This window comes from Gilliamella sp. Pas-s27, from assembly GCF_009795865.1.
GTDB lineage: Bacteria > Pseudomonadota > Gammaproteobacteria > Enterobacterales > Orbaceae > Gilliamella.
On the sequence record NZ_WTEW01000001.1, the window covers coordinates 184625 to 203203 of the forward strand.

The following is an 18579-nucleotide window of genomic DNA, read 5'->3' on the forward strand; positions in this document are numbered from 1 at the left end:
AAAGTGAAATTAACCGATAAGCCGGGTTCTGTCGTGGACAATCATTCCTCTAGGCTAATACTCACGCATCAGCTCAAGCAGTCTACCCGGATTCAACGCGGGCCACGCCAACGAATCCCTATTTGACCTTGCTCCGAGTGGAGTTTACCGTGCCACAACTGTTACCAATTGTGCGGTGTGCTCTTACCACACCCTTTCACCCTTACCTGATCTTATAAATAAGCCATCGGCGGTTTGCTCTCTGTTGCACTAGTCGTGAATTTTGGTTCTCACCAAAACTCCCCAGGCGTTACCTGGCACTCTGCCCTATGGAGCCCGGACTTTCCTCCCCCTTATTTGTCACTTTTAATAAAGGACAGCAATAAAGCAGCGATTGTCTGGTTAATTTCGTCGACAAGTATATAACCTAAAGTGCAATTTTGTCTATAATTATGTGTTTACTAAGAAATAGAAGTGAATAAAAATAAAATAGTAAATGGATAGTACATCATCAAGATGTACTATAAAAAGGGCTTTAATTTAATCACCATTTTTTCTGCTTTTGATTTTCGTCATAATTAAACCAGGTTACTACGCCTTTAGATATGATAATATCGAGTTTTCCTTCAAAAATATTATATTGTGTTTCACCAATTAACATATAGCTGGTTGAACTCTTTTTTGTATACTGATATGTCCATTGAGTTTCGTTACTATTAATAACTGTTTTATTTGTAGGTTCGCCAAATATAGATAAAATTTGGGATTCTGTTGATGACCCTTCAACAATTTTACTTACTTTTTCGTTACTAAGAGGCGTGCCTTTTTCAATAAAATTTTTTTGTGTGCACGCCGATAATGTGGTTATAAAACATATTAAAATAAGAAAATTTTTTATATTTTTCATTATATGATTGCCTGTTGCATTATAGGTTATATGAAATGAGAATTGATAATAACATATGTTTGATAACGTTTAATATGGTGGCGGCGAAAAAGGAACTGGAAAAATTATTACATCAATGTTATTCCTTAATTTTTTATTTTACAATATTGTATCATTTATATTAGCTATTAAATTTTACTTCTATTTCATTTTTTAATTTTTCTTAGTTATAAGAATCTATGCTATGTTTTTGTATTATTATATAAAATTATCAAATTATTTAACCTAAGATGCGAAGATAAGATATTTTTATAATATCATTCAAAATTTTATACTGTTTTTAATAAACAAAAAAAAGATAATTAGTGTTATTATATAAGCTACGATATACTTTAATTTTAGTGAATTTAGTTGTTATGGGATAGTCAATGGAAAATCAGTTTAAATTAACAAATAGTAAAGAAATTATTGCTTATTTAGCTCAACAATACCCAAATTGCTTTACCGTTGAAGGTGAGGCTAAGCCATTAAAAATTGGAATTTTTCAAGATATCATTTCTCGTCTGGACAATAGTGAAGTACTTAGTAAAACTAAACTTCGTGCTGCATTGCGTGCATACACAATGAGTTGGCGCTATTTGCACAGTATAAAAGAAGGATATAGTCGTGTTGATTTAGATGGCAATCCTCATGAAATTATCAATCAAGAACAAATGGAGCATGCTCAACAACAATTAAAAGAGAGTAAAGAAAAGGCTAAAATGCGGTTTAAAGAACGTGCAAAAGAAAGCCGTAAAATTACTACTCTAAAAATTGGTGATTTTGTTAAAGTTATTGTAGGTAATAAACCTATAAAAGTGCAAATCATTAATATTGAAAAAGAGCATATTAAAGTAAAGGTTGGTGTGGGTATGGAGTTAACGGTTAAACCTGAACATATTATCAATAAGTAGAGAATTTGAATGAATAAATTACTGAAAGGTATTACACTTGGTCTTATTTTGGGTATTATTAGTCAAAATATTCAGGCAAAATCGAATACTAAAGAACAAATTCCCGTTTTAAAGCAAGATGAAATCCATCAAGTTGTAGCCAAACGTGTGACTAATTTTTTTACTCAATCACATTATCGTAATTTTGCTTTAGATGGCGCCTTTTCTGCTCAAATTTTTGATCGTTATTTCAAATTATTAGATGGAAATAAATCCATATTTATTCAAAGTGATGTTGATAGTTTTCGAGATCGACAAGAGTCATTAGGTCAGGAATTAGTTAATGGTAATTTAAATACGGCTTATGACATATATAATCGTTTTTTAGTAAAACGTTATAATCGTTATCAATATGCTCTTGACGTTTTACAACGACGTATGGATTTTTCTACGAATGATGAAGTTGATTTCAATCGTGAAGAAATTGCATGGCCGACTTCTGAAACGGAACTCAATGCCTATTGGGATAAACGAGTTAAATATGATGAGTTAAGTTTATCCTTATCAGGGAAAGATGAAAAACAGATCCGTGAAGTATTAACTAAACGTTACAATCGTGTTCTAAAAACGATAATACAATCAAATAATGAAGATGCTTTTCAAGTATTTATGAATGCATTTGCAAGAGAGATCGATCCCCACACTAGCTATTTGGCACCGCGCAAAAAACGAGATTTTGATTCTGAAATGAGTTTATCATTTGAAGGGATTGGTGCAACATTAAGTCAGCAGGATGATTATACTACAATTATGTCTTTTGTAACGGGAGGACCGGCTGAAAAAAGTAAGCTACTTAGCATCGGAGACAAAATTATTGGTGTAGGTCAAAAAGAGTCGGCAATTGAAGATGTTATTGGTTGGCGTTTAGATGATATTGTCGATAAAATACGTGGTCCCAAAGGCACTGTTGTGAAATTAGAAATTTTACCCGCGGGTAATAATAGTAAGACGAAAGTTATTGAACTTACTCGTGATAAAATTCATTTTGAAGATCGTGAAGCGAAATTAAAAATTTTTGATAATCAACGTGGTAGAGTAGGGGTCATTGAAATACCAAGCTTTTATATGGGACTAACCGAAAAAGTTGAAACTCTTTTACAGAAAGCAAATAAAGAAAATTTGCAAGGTTTAGTTATTGATTTAAGAGATAATGGCGGTGGTTCCTTAGTCGAGGTTATTGCTTTAACTGGTTTATTTATTGACAGTGGACCTGTTGTTCAGGTTCGTGATAATTTACAAAAGGTTATTACATATAACGACCGAAATAAAGGTATCGAATATACTGGACCTCTCGTTGTTATGATTAATCGTTACAGCGCTTCAGCATCAGAAATATTTTCTGCAGCTATGCAAGATTATGGTCGTGCACTAATTGTTGGTGAGACGACTTATGGTAAAGGAACTGTACAAACATCTCGTAATATTTCTTATCCGGTTGATGCAAGATTACACCCAAATTGGCCTGAACTAGGTGGTGCTCAGTACACTATACAGAAATTTTATCGTATCAACGGAGGTAGTACACAGTTAAAAGGAGTTGACCCCGACATTGAAATGAATAAAGTGAAATATGTTGATGAGACAGGTGAACGATTCTTAGACAATGCATTACCTTGGGACAAAATTCCTTCAGCTGACTATTTAACTCTTGCCAACATTAAGCCATTACTACCTTATTTAGAATCACAACATTTGGCTAGAATTTCAAAAAATTCTGAGTTTATCTATATTGATGAAGATATTAAAAGGTTTAATGATAGAAAAGATCATCAATATGTTATCTCTCTTAATAAGAAAAAACGAGAATTAGAACAAAAAACTAATGAAGAACGTGATTTAACAAGAATGAATGAACGTTTAAAGAAAGCAGGCTTACCATCAATTACCAAATTAGATGATTTACCTAAAGATTACAAACAACCTGATGCTTACTTAGATGAATCAATTGAGATACTCCTAGATTTTGCTCCTAATTACCCAAAAATTGAAAGCAATAAGCCTATTAGTGAAATTATTTCGTTCGATTCGCCAATCGAAAAAGCTAATCAATAAAAAAATAATTGGAGATAATAACATGTGTTCGAATTTAAAATATGCATTGCTCACAACCGTTGGTATACTAGCTATTTTAGCCATATTTGGTATTATTGTTTGTATGCATTAAAAAAGCTTGATTAATTACCTTGTGATTATTATAGTATGCAGCCTGCTTAACAAAGCAGGCTCTAATAATTAGGTGAGGTGTCCGAGTGGTTGAAGGAGCACGCCTGGAAAGTGTGTATACGGCAACGTATCAAGGGTTCGAATCCCTTCCTCACCGCCATATTTGGTTGTTGAAAGATAGAGCTATCAAGTTTATATCACTATAAGACTAGCTAACTAGATTACTTTAATAGTTTACAATTTTTAGAGTCGTTATCAATGATCAACAATACCTCCCTCTCCTTAATCGTTTGGAGCCATTATGGAAAACTTACGCACAGTTCAAGACTTTATACGCTGGACTGCATCGCAACTTAGTCTATCAAATGTCTTTTTAGGCCATGGTACAGATAATCCTATTGATGAAGCTAAACAATTAATTTTAGCTACGTTAGGACTATCGTTGTTTATTCCTGAAGAATTTTACTCTGCAAATTTAACTAATGATGAAAAAAATCAACTTGTTGATATTATACAGAAACGGGTTAACGATCGTGTACCAACACCTTATTTAACTAACCAAGCTTGGTTTTGTGGACATGCTTTTTATGTTGATGAGCGTGTATTAATTCCCCGTTCGCCTATCGGTGAGCTAATTGATAACCATTTTGAGCAGATAATATTAACAGAGCCTAAAAATATTTTAGATCTATGTACTGGTAGTGGTTGTATAGGTATTGCTTGTGCTTATGAGTTTGCTGATGCTCAAGTTGACATAACTGATATTTCATTAGAAGCATTAGATATAGCCCAAACAAATATTGAGGTGCACGAAATGGATTTTCAGGTTACTCCTATCTTGTCAAATTTATTTGATGATGTACCTGAAAAACAATATGATCTTATTGTCTCTAATCCACCTTATGTTGATAGTGAAGATATGAGTGATTTACCAGATGAGTTTTTATATGAACCTAAATTAGCATTAGAGGCGGGCTTTGATGGTTTAGATCTTGTAAAAAAAATTTTACGAGATGCGATAGATTATTTAACACCAGCAGGTATATTAGTTTGTGAAGTCGGTAATAGTTGGGTTAGCTTACAACAACAATATCCTGATGTTCCTTTTAATTGGATAGAATTTGAACGTGGTGGATTGGGCGTATTTTCTATCACACGTGAAGAACTGATTCAATATCATTACTGTTTTAATTAAGTTATTTTTAATCATTGGAATAAATTTATTATGGCCGGAAACTCAATCGGAAAATTATTCAAAGTAACCACATTTGGTGAATCGCACGGTATAGCATTAGGGTGTGTAGTCGATGGGGTTCCACCAGGGCTTGGGTTAACAGAATCAGATATGCAATACGATCTAGATCGCCGTCGGCCTGGTTCATCTCGTTATACCACTCAACGCCGAGAAGCAGATCAAGTTAAAATTTTATCTGGCGTATTTGAAGGTGTTACAACGGGAACGAGCATTGGTTTACTTATTGAAAATACTGATCAGCGTTCTCAAGATTATAGTAAAATTAAAGATATCTTTAGACCAAGCCATGCTGATTATACTTATCAAAATAAATATGGCATACGAGATTATCGCGGTGGTGGTCGATCTTCTGCTCGTGAAACAGCTATGCGAGTAGCTGCTGGTGCTATTGCTAAAAAATATTTACAAGAAAAGCTAGGCATTACTATTCGTGGTTATTTAGCTCAGATGGGGGATGTAAAGTGTGAGTTGAAAGACTGGCAACAGGTTGAACGCAATCCATTTTTCTGTGCTGATGAGAGTAAACTAGATGAACTTGAACAGTTGCTTCGTACACTAAAAAAAGAGGGTGACTCAATTGGAGCAAAAGTTTGTATTATTGCTGAAAATATTCCTGTAGGACTTGGCGACCCCGTATTTGATAAACTTGATGCTGAACTTGCGCATGCATTAATGAGCATTAATGCCGTAAAAGGCGTTGAAATTGGTGATGGTTTTGATGTTGTAAATAAACGTGGTAGTGAAAATCGTGATGAAATAACGCCTAAGGGTTTTTTATCTAATCATGCCGGCGGTATTTTAGGTGGTATTAGTTCAGGACAAACCATATTAGCCAGTATTGCTTTAAAGCCAACACCAAGCATAGAAATCCCAGGTCAATCGATTAACGTTTTAGGTGAAAGCGTTGAAGTATCTACACATGGACGACATGACCCATGTGTTGGTATTCGAGCAGTACCTATTGCAGAGGCAATGGTTGCTATTGTACTGATGGATCAATACCTTCGTTATCGAGCTCAATGTAGTGATGTAAATAAACTATGAGTTATGATCTGCTTATATTACTTTTTTTAATTGCGTCTTTAGCCGGCTTTATTGACTCTATTGCTGGTGGAGGTGGTTTGTTGACTGTACCTGCATTACTTGCTGTTGGTCTACCTCCAGCTAGCGCGTTAGCAACCAATAAATTACAAAGTTGTGGTGGTTCGTTTTCTGCTAGTTTATATTTTATTCGTCAACAGATGGTGAATTTGAAACAACAAAAATGGGCAATTGTTTTTGCTTTTGTTGGCTCTGCAATTGGCACATTGTCCGTGATGCATATCCAAACTGAGTTTTTAAAATTATTATTACCGATTTTAACTATCAGTGTGGGATTATATTTTTTGCTTTCTCCCACAATCGGCGAAAACGACCGTAAAAGCCGTCTTTCACTTATTCAATTTGCACTAATTCCTGCTTTTGGTGTTGGTTTTTATGATGGCTTTTTTGGCCCTGGTGCAGGTTCATTTTATGCGTTAGCTTATATTATGTTAGCCGGCTTTAATTTAACTAAAGCGACTGCGCATACCAAAGTGTTAAACTTCACCTCAAATTTAGCTGGTTTACTATTTTTCATTATGGGTGGGGAAGTGATATGGTCAATTGGATTGGTTATGTTAGTTGGTCAATTTATGGGGGCAAGACTTGGAGCTAAAATGGTTATAGCTAAAGGTCGTAAATTAATCCGACCAATGTTAATTACAGTTTCGACTCTTATGAGTATAAAATTAATTTACGAAAACTTTTTTTAATTACTTATAAGCTAAATAGTTCATGTTTTGCGCTATCTAGAATATCTAAAGTAATTTTATTATCAATTCTACTTTTTCTCACTTTTACCTTTCATAATTCATTTGCATCAAAAAAATTTTTCAAAAAGTTTTTAGGAAAGCATATGCTTGAGTATAAAATAGAAACAAGTATTTACTTCACTTAAATATTATTTAGTATATATTTGTGTTATGTAAGGTAGTTTGTGTTCACACATCAACCAATATTATGAAACTTCAACAGTTACGCTATATTTTAGAAATTGCACGCTCTGGTTCAATTAATGAAGCAGCTAAGAATTTATATATTACTCAACCTAGTTTATCAACGGCGGTGAAAGATTTAGAAACAGAATTTGGTATTGAGATTTTTGTGCGTAGTTCTAAAGGGGTCTCACTTTCGATTGATGGTGTTGAGTTTTTAGGTTATGCCAAACAAGTTTTAGATCAGGCTGAGCTATTGGAACAACATTACTCCAAAAAAGAACCTTCTAAACAGTTATGCAGTATATCTACTCAACATTACGCTTTTGCGGTTAATGCTTTTGTTAATTTAATCAAAAAAAATCAAACTGATGAGTATGAGTTTACGCTCAGAGAAACAAAAACACATGATATTATCATTGATGTTGCGAATTTACGTAGTGAAGTTGGTATTTTATATTTGAATGACTTTAATCAGAAGGTGATCTTACGGTTATTGAAAGAACATCGACTAACCTTTAATCCTCTTTTTGAAGCGGATCCTCATGTATTTATTAGTACACATCATCCATTAGCTTCGATGAAGTTATTAACTTTAGATGATTTAGAAGATTATCCTTATCTCTCTTTTGAACAGGGTGAATATAACTCATTTTATTTTTCCGAAGAAATTTTAAGTACGGTTTATCATAGAAAGAGTATACACGTAAGTGATAGAGCAACTTTATTTAACCTATTGCATGGACTTAATGGTTATACCATTAGCACAGGGGTTTTAAGTGCTGACTTAAACGGATCTGATATTTTATCAATACCGCTAGATGTAGAAGAAAAAATCCTAATTGGCTGGATCACATCACAAAAGGCTCAACTAAGCTTATCAGCTCAAAATTATATTGAGGCGCTAAAAAAACTAATTCAAGAAGAGTATGGTTTCGAGCTTAAGTAAATACTGCTGCTAACTAAATAAATCAAATTGCTATTTTTATAAATTTCAGTATAATTGCGTAACTCATATATTCACTATATGGATACCGAGGAATGTCTGAATTAGAGATCGGTCATTCCATTTTTTATATTTATTTTAAGAGGTTTATTATGTCTCTAACTGTAGAAACTAAAGCGAAAATCGTTGCCGAATATGGTCGTGGCACTAATGACACTGGTTCAACAGAGGTTCAAGTTGCTCTTTTAACTGCACGTATTAATGATTTACAAGGTCATTTTTCTGAGCATAAAAAAGATCATCACAGCCGTCGTGGTCTATTACGTATGGTGTCTAGCCGTCGTAAATTATTAGATTATTTACGTCGTAAAGATATTGAACGTTATAACCAATTGATTAAAAAACTAGGTTTACGTCGCTAATTGACAATCTACTTGAAAAGAGGCTTAGGCCTCTTTTTCGTTGTGAAAAATCGCTGCTCTGATATAATATTGAGCGGTAAAAATTATTATTTTATGTAAGCCAACAAAGTAAAGATTATATCTCATGTTTCGCGCGACTAATGAGAGCTCTATAATTTATAGATTTGTCATTAGTCGTGACAGTGAAATAATCTTTATTGTTGTATATATCCCCACATAGTTGAAGAGAGTATCAATAAGCGTAGCGTAATGCTGCGTCCTGTCGAAATATCAAACTTCAACATAACAAATAACAAGAGGACACTATTTTGTTTAATCCGACATGTCAAAAATTTCAATATGGTCGTCATACCGTGACTTTAGAAACTGGTATTATGGCTCGTCAAGCAACAGCCGCTGTTATGGTTAATATGGACGATACTGCTGTGTTTGTCACGGTCGTTGCTAATAAAAAAGTAAAAGAAGGTCAAGACTTCTTCCCATTAACGGTTAACTACCAAGAACGTACCTATGCTGCAGGTCGTATTCCTGGAGGTTTTTTTAAGCGTGAGGGGCGCCCAAGTGAAGGCGAAACTTTAATAGCACGTCTAATTGACCGTCCACTTCGTCCATTGTTCCCAGAAGGATTTGTTAATGAAATCCAAATTATTGCAACTGTTGTTTCTGTTAATCCTGAAGTTAGCCCTGACTTAGTCGCAATGATTGGTGCTTCTGCTGCACTTTGTTTATCGGGTGTGCCATTCCATGGGCCTATCGGTGCTGCACGTGTTGGTTTTATTAATGATGAATTTGTACTAAATCCATCAGTTAAAGAGCTAGCAACGAGCCGTTTAGATTTAGTCGTTGCCGGAACTAAAAGTGCAGTATTAATGGTGGAATCTGAAGCTGATTTACTTACCGAAGAACAAATGTTGGCCGCAGTAGTATTTGGTCATGAACAACAACAAGTTGTTATTGATAACATCAATGAATTTGTAGAAAAAGCTAATTGTGAAAAATGGGATTGGGTAGCACCAGCTAAAAACGAAACATTATACAATGCTATTGTAGAACTAGCTAAAGATCGACTAGGTGAAGCTTATCGCATTACTGAAAAACAAGCTCGCTATGCTCAAATTGATTTAATCAAAGAAGATGTATTAACCGTATTAAAAGAACAAAACGAAGAGCTTGATGAAAACGAAATTATTAATATTATCGTTGATTTAGAAAGCCAAATCGTTCGTCAGCGTGTTATTGCCGGTGAACCACGAATTGATGGTCGTGAAAAAGATATGATTCGAGCACTTGATATTCGCACTAATGTTTTACCAAGAACACATGGTAGTGCATTGTTTACGCGAGGTGAAACTCAAGCACTAGTTACAGCGACATTAGGTACAGAACGAGACGCACAAATCATCGATGAGTTAACAGGTGAATACACTGAGCGTTTTTTACTTCATTACAACTTTCCTCCATATTCTGTTGGCGAAACAGGTATGGTTGGTTCACCAAAACGTCGTGAAATTGGTCATGGTCGCTTAGCTAAACGTGGTGTTGCAGCAGTAATGCCTAGCCGTGAAGAGTTCCCATATACAGTTCGAGTAGTATCTGAAATTACCGAGTCAAATGGTTCATCTTCAATGGCTTCTGTATGCGGTGCTTCACTTGCGCTTATGGATGCCGGTGTGCCAATTAAATCATCGGTTGCAGGTATTGCAATGGGACTGGTAAAAGAAGGTGAGCAGTTTGTAGTACTATCTGATATTCTTGGTGACGAAGATCACCTTGGTGATATGGACTTTAAAGTGGCCGGTACGCGTGAAGGTGTTAGTGCATTACAAATGGATATCAAAATTGAAGGTATCAATAAAGAAATTATGCAAGTAGCACTTAACCAAGCAAAAGGGGCACGTTTACATATTTTAGGTGTAATGGAACAAGCAATTAATAAGCCTCGCCAAGAGATTTCAGAATTTGCACCACGTATTTATACAATGAATGTAAATCCTGACAAAATTCGCGATATTATAGGTAAAGGTGGCGCAACAATTCGGGCTTTAACCGAAGAAACAGGAACAACCATTGAAATTACTGATGATGGTACCGTTAAGATTGCAGCCTCGGATGGTAATAAAGCTAAAGATGCTATGGCGCGTATTACTAACTTAGTTGCTGACGTCGAAATTGGTAAAATTTATACAGGTAAAGTAACAAGAATCGTTGATTTTGGTGCTTTTGTATCGGTTATTGGTGGTAAAGAAGGACTTGTTCATGTGTCTCAAATTGCGGATCATCGAGTTGAGAAAGTGGCTGATTATCTAAAAGTAGGCCAAGAAGTGAATGTTAAAGTACTCGAAATTGACCGCCAAGGTAGAATTCGTTTGAGTATGAAAGATGCTGTTGAGTCAACATCGGCATTAGAAACAGAACCAAACGCAGAATAAAAATATTATTCACTAGGGGATAAAAATGAAATTATTCAACCTGAGAACTGTATGCTGCTTTTTGCTAACTGTTGCTCTGTTGTCAGGTTGTTCTAATTCTCAGTATTTATTGGCTGTTCCTGAGCAAGTTTCATATGATGATGAGTTAAAAATTGCTCAGCTCAGTCAGCAATTATCACAAAAAGATCTTGATACTGTAACGCGGATGCAGCTCATATTTGAACGTGGTATTGTTTATGATTCATTGGGGTTTAAAGCTTTTGCGCAAAGTGATTTTTCGTATTTGTTAGGTTTTAACCCTGAAATTCCTGATATTTATAATTTTCTTGGTACTTATGCGTTAAGAGATGGTAACTTTGACGAAGCTTTAACGTCGTTTAATACTGCATTAGAGCTTGATCCATCTTATGCTTATGCTTACTTAAATCGTGCCATTACGTTATATCGTACAGGGCATTATCAAGCAGCAAAGCGTGATGCATTACAGTTTTATCAATATGATGTGAATGAACCCATCAGAATTTTATGGCTTTATCTGATTGAAAAGGAAACTAATGATAAAGTTGCCCAAAATGAGCTACAACAACGTTATGATCTGATTAATGATAAAACGATTTATAGTGGCAATATTATTGCATTCTATTTAGGCAAAATAAGTGAGTCTAAATTAATGCAGAACCTTCAACAAGGTGTCGAGAATAATCGTCAATTAGCTGAACGCCTTTGTGAAGCCTACTTTTACTTAGGTAAATATTATCAAAGTAAAGGTGATAACGAACGTGCCAAAATGTTATTTAAATATGCTTTAGCCAATAATATTTATAACTATGTTGAACATCAACAGGCACTCTATGAAATAAAGTTACTTGAAGAAAAAGAAAAGTAACATGGGTCATGCCAGTTTTAAAAGTGAAAATATTGTTATAGCGGAGTTCTGATTTGCCAAATAATATATTCTCAACATTGAATAATGTAATTAACTTTAAGTTTATTTATTATGTATATTGAATACTTGTTGAGTTGATATTGGCAGTTAGTTATTGGGGTGAGTTGTAAATTTTCAATTTAGTGAGCTGGCATAAATTTATATCTGCTTTTTTATTTGGTTTAACAAAAATAAGAAATACAAAATTGAGTGTTAGTTAATAACCATCAATTTTTTTGTTAACTAAATAAACAAGTTTATATATTCAAAATTTATAAGCGAGTTTACATGACAACAGAAGTTTCTTTTATTGACCTTGGTTTATCCGAGGATATCCTTAACGCATTAAATGATCTTGGTTTTAGCAAACCATCACCAATCCAATCTGAGTGTATTCCTTTATTATTAGAGGGTAACGATGTATTGGGAATGGCACAGACAGGTAGTGGAAAAACTGCTGCATTCTCAATTCCTTTTTTAATGAATATTGATGCAAATTTAAAAGCCCCACAACTTTTAGTCCTAGCACCAACGCGTGAATTGGCTATACAAGTTGCAGATGCTTGCTCTGAATATTCAAAATATATGAAAGGGATAAAAGTACTTGCTCTATATGGTGGTCAACGCTATGACGTTCAATTACGTGCGTTAAAACAAGGTCCACAGATTGTCGTTGGTACACCTGGTCGTTTATTAGATCATCTTAATCGCAAAACATTAGATCTTTCAAGTCTTAAAGGTTTAGTTCTTGATGAGGCCGATGAAATGCTAAGAATGGGCTTTATTGATGATGTTGAAAGCATCATGGCAACCATTCCTGAAAATCACCAAACAGCGTTATTTTCGGCAACGATGCCTGCTCCTATTCGTCGTATTACTAAACGGTTTATGCATAATCCCAAAGAAGTTCAAATTAAAGGTACCAATCAAACAGCACCTGATATTGACCAAAGTTATTGGCTTGTTCGTGGTATGCGTAAAAACGAAGCGATTGTTCGCTTTTTAGAAGCAGAAGATTTTGATGCTGCTATTATTTTTGTTCGAACAAAATCAGCCACTTTAGATGTGGCAGAAGTGCTTGAAAAACATGGCTATAGTTGTGCTGCATTAAATGGAGATATGACACAACAGTTGCGTGAACAAACATTAGATCGCTTACGTAATGGTCGTTTAGATATTTTAATTGCAACAGATGTTGCTGCTCGAGGTTTAGATGTTGAACGTATTAGCTTAGTAATTAACTATGACATTACATTGGATTCTGAATCTTATGTTCACCGTATTGGTCGTACAGGTCGAGCTGGTCGAGCTGGTCGTGCTATTTTATTTGTTGATAGCCGTGAACGTCGTTTGCTTAAAAACATTGAACATACTATTAAAAAACCAATTCCAGAAGTCGGATTGCCATCAAAAGAATTACTTGAAAAACGCCGTTTAGCTAAGTTTACTCAGCAAGTTCAAAAGCAATTAGAAAGTAGTGATTTAGATCAATACCAAACCTTGTTATCACAAATACACAATGGCAGTGGTACTGACATGGAAACGCTAGCAACGGCATTATTAAAATTAGCTCAAGGTGAACGCCCACTTATACTTCCTCCCGATCCTGTCTTTAAGCCATCAAGAGATATACGTGATCGTGACGATCGTCGAGGTGAACGACGCCTGCGAGGCGATAACCGCGAAATGCCAAAACGTCGTGAACGTCGCGATGTAGGTGATATGGATATGTATCGTATCGAAATAGGTAAAGAAAACGGTGTGGAAGTTCGCCATATTGTTGGTGCTATTGCTAATGAAGCAGATATTAGTAGTCGTTATATTGGTAATATTAAGCTTTATGAAACTTATTCTACTGTTGAATTGCCTAAAGGGATGCCAAAAGACATATTGAAACATTTTGAAAAAGTAAGAGTGCTTAATCAACCAATGAAAATGAGCCTTGTTAGTGGTACAAAATCTGAAGCAAAACGAGGCCGTAAAGGCGGTAAATCTGATTCATCAGATAAAGAATTTGCTAAAAAACGCGGTCGTCCTTCTGCTCCTAAATTCTAATTTGATTAACCTTTGCCCTAATGGCAAAGGTTTTTATTCATTTCTTATATATTATTACTAATTTTATTTAATAGCATTATATAATCAGTAATATAAAAATTTTTTATCTAAGTTATATCTATTCAGAATTAAAATTTTTATCTCATCATTATATTAACTGAAATAAAAAGTGTTAGCATTTTGCCCTCAGTTATGATTGAGAGTATACTGTTGAAAATATTAACTGGTAAACCGAGGTATAGCATGACAGATTATTTAAACAAATGTAAAGCAAATGAAACCGCAGCATGTTGTTGTGTGGATGTTGGTACAATAATTGATAATGAAGATTGTAGCGCGGAATATGAACATATTTTTGCTACAGAACAAGAAGCGCAAAGTAAATTAGACTTATTGACTAAAGCAGCAGAAGATGTTGCAACTGAACCATGTGAAATTACAAGCCGAATTGAAAAAGTAGACAATGCTTTTAAGCTAAATGTTAATTTTACTTTTTGTTGTGGTGCTGAATGCATGATTTTTCAATTAAAATTACGCTAATTAAATACTGATGAAAGTTTGTATTATGAGACACGGTGAAGCTAGCTTTTCTGCTTCATCGGATTCAAGTCGCACGTTAACGCATTATGGTATTCAACAGTCAAATCAAGCAGGAATATGGCTTAAACAGCAAAATTGTCGATTTGATTTTGGTTTAGTAAGCCCTTATATACGTGCTCAACAAACATTAACCGAATTATCATCACACGTTAGTGTTGCAAAAGTTGAAACTAATTCATGTTTAGTGCCAAGCGGTAGCCCATCTTCTATTGTCGATATGTTAACGATGTTGTTAAATGATGGTGTTGAAAATGTGATTGTGGTATCACATTTGCCATTAGTGGGCTATTTAGTTAATGAACTGTGTCCGCAAGTTTCTCCTCCTATGTTTCCTACTGCTGCAATTGCTTGTATTAATTTATCGCACAACTCTGCAGGAAAGTTTGAATGGTTTCATCAAGTGGAGTAAAAAAACTAAACCTTTTTGATTTGCCTTTAACAGGTCGAACTTTAATTGAAGCATCGGCAGGAACAGGTAAAACTTATTCGCTGGCCTTCATTTACTTAAGGTTATTACTTGGTATTGGTCAAAATAGCTATCCAAGGCCTTTAGAAGTTAAAGAAATTCTTGTGGTTACCTTTACTAAAGCCGCAACGCAAGAACTACGTTCACGGATAAGAAAAAACATACAAGAATTACGAATAGGACTACTACAAGGACAGCATAAAGATCCTATTTATCAAAAACTCATTGAATTAATTGTTGATCGTAAGTGGGCTGTGCAACAGCTTACTGTTGCTCAACAATCAATGGATGATGCAGCAATTTATACTATACATAGTTTTTGTCAGCGAATACTGACTAGCCATGCATTTGAATCAGGTGTTTTATTTGAACAAACGCTAATCTCGGACGAATATCAACTAAAATTACGAGTAGCTCAAGACTTTTGGCGGCACTATTTTACTCCATTAGATAAACCTCTGGCTCATTTAGTACTTAGCACATGGCGAGATCCAATCGCATTATTGAAAGATATTAAACCATATTTAAGTCTGAATCTTGATGATAATAACAAAATAAATTCTGATATCAGTACAACAATTAAGTCATTTTACCAACAAAATTATAAAAAGATTGAAGATATTAAACAGTCTTGGCTAGCATCGACTGATGAATTAGTTAAAATCATTACCGAATCAGGTGTCAATAAACAATCTTACAGTAGTCGAAACTTGCCCACTTGGATAAATAAAGTCTCTACATGGGCTAACAAGCCAACATTAACGTTTGAATTACCAATCGAGCTTGAAAAGTTTAAGCAATCGGTTTTAATTGAAAAAACAAAAGAAGGAAAGGTTGCACCATATCATTTTGTTTTTGAACAAATTGATAACTTATATCAACAGCCATTTAATTTACGTAGTCAAATCTTAATGGATATTGTTGGGGCAATTCAACAAGGGCTCTACAATGAAAAAATCAAACATGGCGAAATGAGTTTTGATGATCTTATTTGGCAACTCAATCGTGCATTACAAGCAAAAACAGGTGAACGATTAGCACAAAGTATAGCTTCAAAATATCGTGTTGCTTTGATTGACGAATTTCAAGATACCGATCCTGCTCAGTATCAAATTTTTGACCGTATTTATGACAAGCAAAAGTTAGATCGGGGGCTATTATTTATTGGTGATCCAAAACAAGCAATTTATAGTTTTCGAGGTGCCGATATATTCACTTATTTAAAAGCTAAACAATCGACTGGTGAAAATTATTTCACTATGGATGTGAACCATCGTTCATCTGCTTCGATGGTCAAATCGGTTAACCAATTATTTGCCAATAATGATAATCCATTTATATTCAATGATATTCCTTTTTTGCCTATGGATGCGGCAAAGCGAAATCAGCAAAAATTTCTACAAGTTAATAACCAAAAAATTGCTGCATTAACTGCTTATTTATTGCCAGATGATATTACCACGAATGCTGACTATCAAGAATACATAGCACGTTATTGTGCTAGCCAAATTGTGACTTTGTTATCTAACTCTTCACTATTCATTGATAACGAAAGTGAACAACGCCCAGTAACTACTGCTGATATTGCAATTTTAGTACGTACAGGGCGGGAAGCTGAAATTATCCAACAAAAATTGGCAGATTGTGGCGTTAAAAGTGTTTATTTATCAAATAATAGTAGCGTTTTTTCTTCTATTGAGGCAAAAGATGTATTGAATTTATTACAAGCGGTTTTAATGCCTGAAAACGAAACAACACTAAGATTAGCGTTAATGACCTCGCTATTGGGGCAAACAATGACCGAGCTTGAACAAATCAGCGATGATCAAGATAAGTGGGAAAGCTTAGTCGAAGAATTCAAACAATACCAAGCAATTTGGCAATACTATGGTGTATTAGTGATGCTACGCCGAATGATGAAAAAACGTCACTTAGCTGAAAATATATTAGTCCGACAAGATGGAGAGCGAATATTAACCAACTTAATGCATTTGGGGGAATTACTCCAAGACGCTTCTGATGAATTAGACAGCCCACATGCTTTAATTCGTTGGCTAACAAAACAAATCGTTAGTCCAGATCCTAATTTAGAAAACCATCAGCAACGCCTTGAAAGTGATGAAAATCTTGTCAAAATTATCACTATTCATAAATCCAAAGGATTGGAGTTTCCTGTTGTTTGGTTACCCTTTATTTCGATGTATCGTGAGTCTGACAGTCAATTTTACCATGATAAGAACAATGATTATCAACCAACCTATGCATGGTTATTGACTGATGAAATTAAGCAACAAATAGAAGATGAACGCCTTGCTGAAGATTTACGACTATTATATGTTGCAATGACTCGTTCGGTTTATCATTGTAGTATAGGGCTTGCTCCTTTGAAAAAAAACCGATCTGCTATAAGCTATTTATTAAAAGGTGAATTAAGGTCAATTGCCAATATGGCTCATTTAGTTGATATACAATTGCCAATAGAAAGCAAACAATATGATCCTCCAATTTTACCAAACCAATTATTATCGGCTAACGTATTTACCCGTAAGATCTCAAATAGCTGGCGAGTTACAAGCTATACTGAATTACAAAAACATAATCATAGTGTATTGGATTATAACTCTGATGTTATCAATGATTGGGATGAGGCTACACTTGAATCTGATACCGTGCAAGCAAACGATTTACTATATGATATTCACCATTTTCCTAAAGGTGCATATGTTGGCACATTAATGCATAGCATGATGGAAAATATCACCTCAGATAGCCTTGATGAACTATCTGACAAAATGATAAAAAAACTCAATTTAGATTCGGTATGGAATGAGGTAATAACAAAATGGATGCAACGAATACTTTTAACACAATTACAAGAACCGAATTTAATGTTATCACAAGTATTAAAAGGGCAGTGCATTAACGAATTACAATTTTACCTCCCGATACGAAGTACCGTTACTAGCCAACAATTAGATAGCTTATGTAAACAATATGATCGCTTATCAAAATTATGCCCTGAGTTAGATTTTGAGTCCGTACAAGGCATGTTAAAAGGATTTATTGATTTGGTTTTTGAATTTGAAGGTAAATATTATGTAGTCGATTATAAATCAAATTGGTTAGGTGATAGCGTTGATTCTTATAGCCAAAAATCACTAGAAAAAGTAATGTGTGAGCACCGCTATGATTTGCAGTATCAACTTTATTGTTTGGCATTACATCGTTTTTTAAAAAGCCGTTTAGCAAATTACCAATATCAAACTCATTTTGGTGGCGTTTATTATCTCTTTTTGCGTGGCATGCCCGAGCACGGCGTCTTTTACCATTTACCAGAACAAGCATTTATCGAAGATCTTGACAAGTTATTTGAAGGGAAAGTGCCAAATGAGCTATAAATTTTAAAAAATTATTATGTAAAAAAGCATGATGAAATAACTAAAAAT

15 protein-coding genes, 1 tRNA gene and 1 other RNA gene are annotated in these 18579 nt (G+C 34.5%); 15 read left to right on the forward strand and 2 right to left on the reverse strand.

Annotated features, from left to right (window positions below):
- Position 1 precedes the first annotated feature (1 nt).
- Both rnpB and bamE read right to left on the reverse strand, forming a co-directional pair.
- An RNA gene (rnpB, locus tag GQ589_RS00835) (RNase P RNA component class A) lies at positions 2 to 389 on the reverse strand.
- Positions 390 to 523: 134 nt separating this feature from the next.
- On the reverse strand, positions 524 to 886 hold the full coding sequence (gene bamE / locus GQ589_RS00840; protein ID WP_160423956.1) for an outer membrane protein assembly factor BamE: 363 nt from the start codon (positions 884 to 886) through the stop codon (positions 524 to 526).
- Between the two features lie 407 nt (positions 887 to 1293).
- Here bamE and proQ point away from each other — a divergent pair, with 407 nt between their 5' ends.
- The 15 genes from proQ to recB all read left to right on the forward strand — a co-directional run bounded on the left by proQ (position 1294) and on the right by recB (position 18531).
- Positions 1294 to 1818, forward strand: a complete 525-nt coding sequence (gene proQ / locus GQ589_RS00845) for an RNA chaperone ProQ (RefSeq protein WP_160423958.1) — start codon at positions 1294 to 1296, stop codon at positions 1816 to 1818.
- 9 nt (positions 1819 to 1827) lie between these two features.
- Complete coding sequence (gene prc / locus GQ589_RS00850; protein WP_160423960.1) at positions 1828 to 3909, forward strand: carboxy terminal-processing peptidase; 2082 nt, start codon at positions 1828 to 1830, stop codon at positions 3907 to 3909.
- Positions 3910 to 3931: 22 nt separating this feature from the next.
- A complete protein-coding gene (locus tag GQ589_RS12475; RefSeq protein WP_160400383.1) occupies positions 3932 to 4021 on the forward strand; it encodes a YnhF family membrane protein in 90 nt (29 codons plus the stop codon).
- Positions 4022 to 4092: 71 nt separating this feature from the next.
- Positions 4093 to 4180: transfer RNA gene (locus GQ589_RS00860), tRNA-Ser, on the forward strand.
- Positions 4181 to 4321: 141 nt separating this feature from the next.
- The gene (prmB, locus tag GQ589_RS00865) at positions 4322 to 5215 is read left to right on the forward strand and encodes a 50S ribosomal protein L3 N(5)-glutamine methyltransferase (RefSeq protein WP_160423962.1); all 894 of its coding nucleotides are present in this window, start codon (positions 4322 to 4324) and stop codon (positions 5213 to 5215) included.
- A 30-nt stretch (positions 5216 to 5245) separates the two neighbouring features.
- The gene (gene aroC / locus GQ589_RS00870; RefSeq protein WP_160423964.1) at positions 5246 to 6319 is read left to right on the forward strand and encodes a chorismate synthase; all 1074 of its coding nucleotides are present in this window, start codon (positions 5246 to 5248) and stop codon (positions 6317 to 6319) included.
- The gene (locus GQ589_RS00875; RefSeq protein ID WP_160400386.1) at positions 6316 to 7068 is read left to right on the forward strand and encodes a TSUP family transporter; all 753 of its coding nucleotides are present in this window, start codon (positions 6316 to 6318) and stop codon (positions 7066 to 7068) included. The genes aroC and GQ589_RS00875 overlap by 4 nt, the downstream gene beginning before the upstream one ends.
- Before the next feature lie 247 nt (positions 7069 to 7315).
- Positions 7316 to 8239, forward strand: a complete 924-nt coding sequence (locus GQ589_RS00880; RefSeq protein ID WP_160423966.1) for a LysR family transcriptional regulator — start codon at positions 7316 to 7318, stop codon at positions 8237 to 8239.
- A 149-nt stretch (positions 8240 to 8388) separates the two neighbouring features.
- Positions 8389 to 8658 carry a 30S ribosomal protein S15 gene (gene rpsO, locus GQ589_RS00885; RefSeq protein ID WP_085164450.1) on the forward strand — a complete coding sequence of 90 codons (270 nt, stop codon included), beginning with the start codon at positions 8389 to 8391 and terminating at the stop codon, positions 8656 to 8658.
- A 308-nt stretch (positions 8659 to 8966) separates the two neighbouring features.
- Complete coding sequence (pnp, locus tag GQ589_RS00890; protein ID WP_160423968.1) at positions 8967 to 11087, forward strand: polyribonucleotide nucleotidyltransferase; 2121 nt, start codon at positions 8967 to 8969, stop codon at positions 11085 to 11087.
- 25 nt (positions 11088 to 11112) lie between these two features.
- Positions 11113 to 11973: a lipoprotein NlpI gene (nlpI, locus tag GQ589_RS00895; RefSeq protein ID WP_160423970.1), complete on the forward strand. Its 861-nt coding sequence runs from the start codon at positions 11113 to 11115 to the stop codon at positions 11971 to 11973.
- 327 nt (positions 11974 to 12300) lie between these two features.
- Positions 12301 to 14067 (forward strand): DEAD/DEAH family ATP-dependent RNA helicase, encoded by a 1767-nt coding sequence (locus GQ589_RS00900; RefSeq protein ID WP_160400390.1) that lies wholly within the window; start codon positions 12301 to 12303, stop codon positions 14065 to 14067.
- A 243-nt stretch (positions 14068 to 14310) separates the two neighbouring features.
- Positions 14311 to 14607 (forward strand): YfcZ/YiiS family protein, encoded by a 297-nt coding sequence (locus tag GQ589_RS00905; RefSeq protein WP_160423972.1) that lies wholly within the window; start codon positions 14311 to 14313, stop codon positions 14605 to 14607.
- Positions 14608 to 14632: 25 nt separating this feature from the next.
- The gene (gene sixA, locus GQ589_RS00910; protein WP_202112417.1) at positions 14633 to 15076 is read left to right on the forward strand and encodes a phosphohistidine phosphatase SixA; all 444 of its coding nucleotides are present in this window, start codon (positions 14633 to 14635) and stop codon (positions 15074 to 15076) included.
- Positions 15055 to 18531, forward strand: a complete 3477-nt coding sequence (recB, locus tag GQ589_RS00915; protein ID WP_160423974.1) for an exodeoxyribonuclease V subunit beta — start codon at positions 15055 to 15057, stop codon at positions 18529 to 18531. The genes sixA and recB overlap by 22 nt, the downstream gene beginning before the upstream one ends.
- The last annotated feature ends 48 nt before the right edge of the window (positions 18532 to 18579 follow it).

Bases quoted from the DNA above. Each gene is read 5' to 3' on its own strand.
- GQ589_RS12475 (WP_160400383.1), top strand. From the start codon at position 3,932: ATGTGTTCGAATTTAAAATATGCATTGCTCACAACCGTTGGTATACTA.
- prc (WP_160423960.1), top strand. From the start codon at position 1,828: ATGAATAAATTACTGAAAGGTATTACACTTGGTCTTATTTTGGGTATT.
- aroC (WP_160423964.1), top strand. From the start codon at position 5,246: ATGGCCGGAAACTCAATCGGAAAATTATTCAAAGTAACCACATTTGGT.
- GQ589_RS00875 (WP_160400386.1), top strand. From the start codon at position 6,316: ATGAGTTATGATCTGCTTATATTACTTTTTTTAATTGCGTCTTTAGCC.
- rpsO (WP_085164450.1), top strand. From the start codon at position 8,389: ATGTCTCTAACTGTAGAAACTAAAGCGAAAATCGTTGCCGAATATGGT.
- bamE (WP_160423956.1), bottom strand. From the start codon at position 886: ATGAAAAATATAAAAAATTTTCTTATTTTAATATGTTTTATAACCACA.
- recB (WP_160423974.1), top strand. From the start codon at position 15,055: ATGGTTTCATCAAGTGGAGTAAAAAAACTAAACCTTTTTGATTTGCCT.
- GQ589_RS00905 (WP_160423972.1), top strand. From the start codon at position 14,311: ATGACAGATTATTTAAACAAATGTAAAGCAAATGAAACCGCAGCATGT.
- sixA (WP_202112417.1), top strand. From the start codon at position 14,633: ATGAGACACGGTGAAGCTAGCTTTTCTGCTTCATCGGATTCAAGTCGC.
- GQ589_RS00900 (WP_160400390.1), top strand. From the start codon at position 12,301: ATGACAACAGAAGTTTCTTTTATTGACCTTGGTTTATCCGAGGATATC.
- nlpI (WP_160423970.1), top strand. From the start codon at position 11,113: ATGAAATTATTCAACCTGAGAACTGTATGCTGCTTTTTGCTAACTGTT.
- GQ589_RS00880 (WP_160423966.1), top strand. From the start codon at position 7,316: ATGAAACTTCAACAGTTACGCTATATTTTAGAAATTGCACGCTCTGGT.
- proQ (WP_160423958.1), top strand. From the start codon at position 1,294: ATGGAAAATCAGTTTAAATTAACAAATAGTAAAGAAATTATTGCTTAT.
- prmB (WP_160423962.1), top strand. From the start codon at position 4,322: ATGGAAAACTTACGCACAGTTCAAGACTTTATACGCTGGACTGCATCG.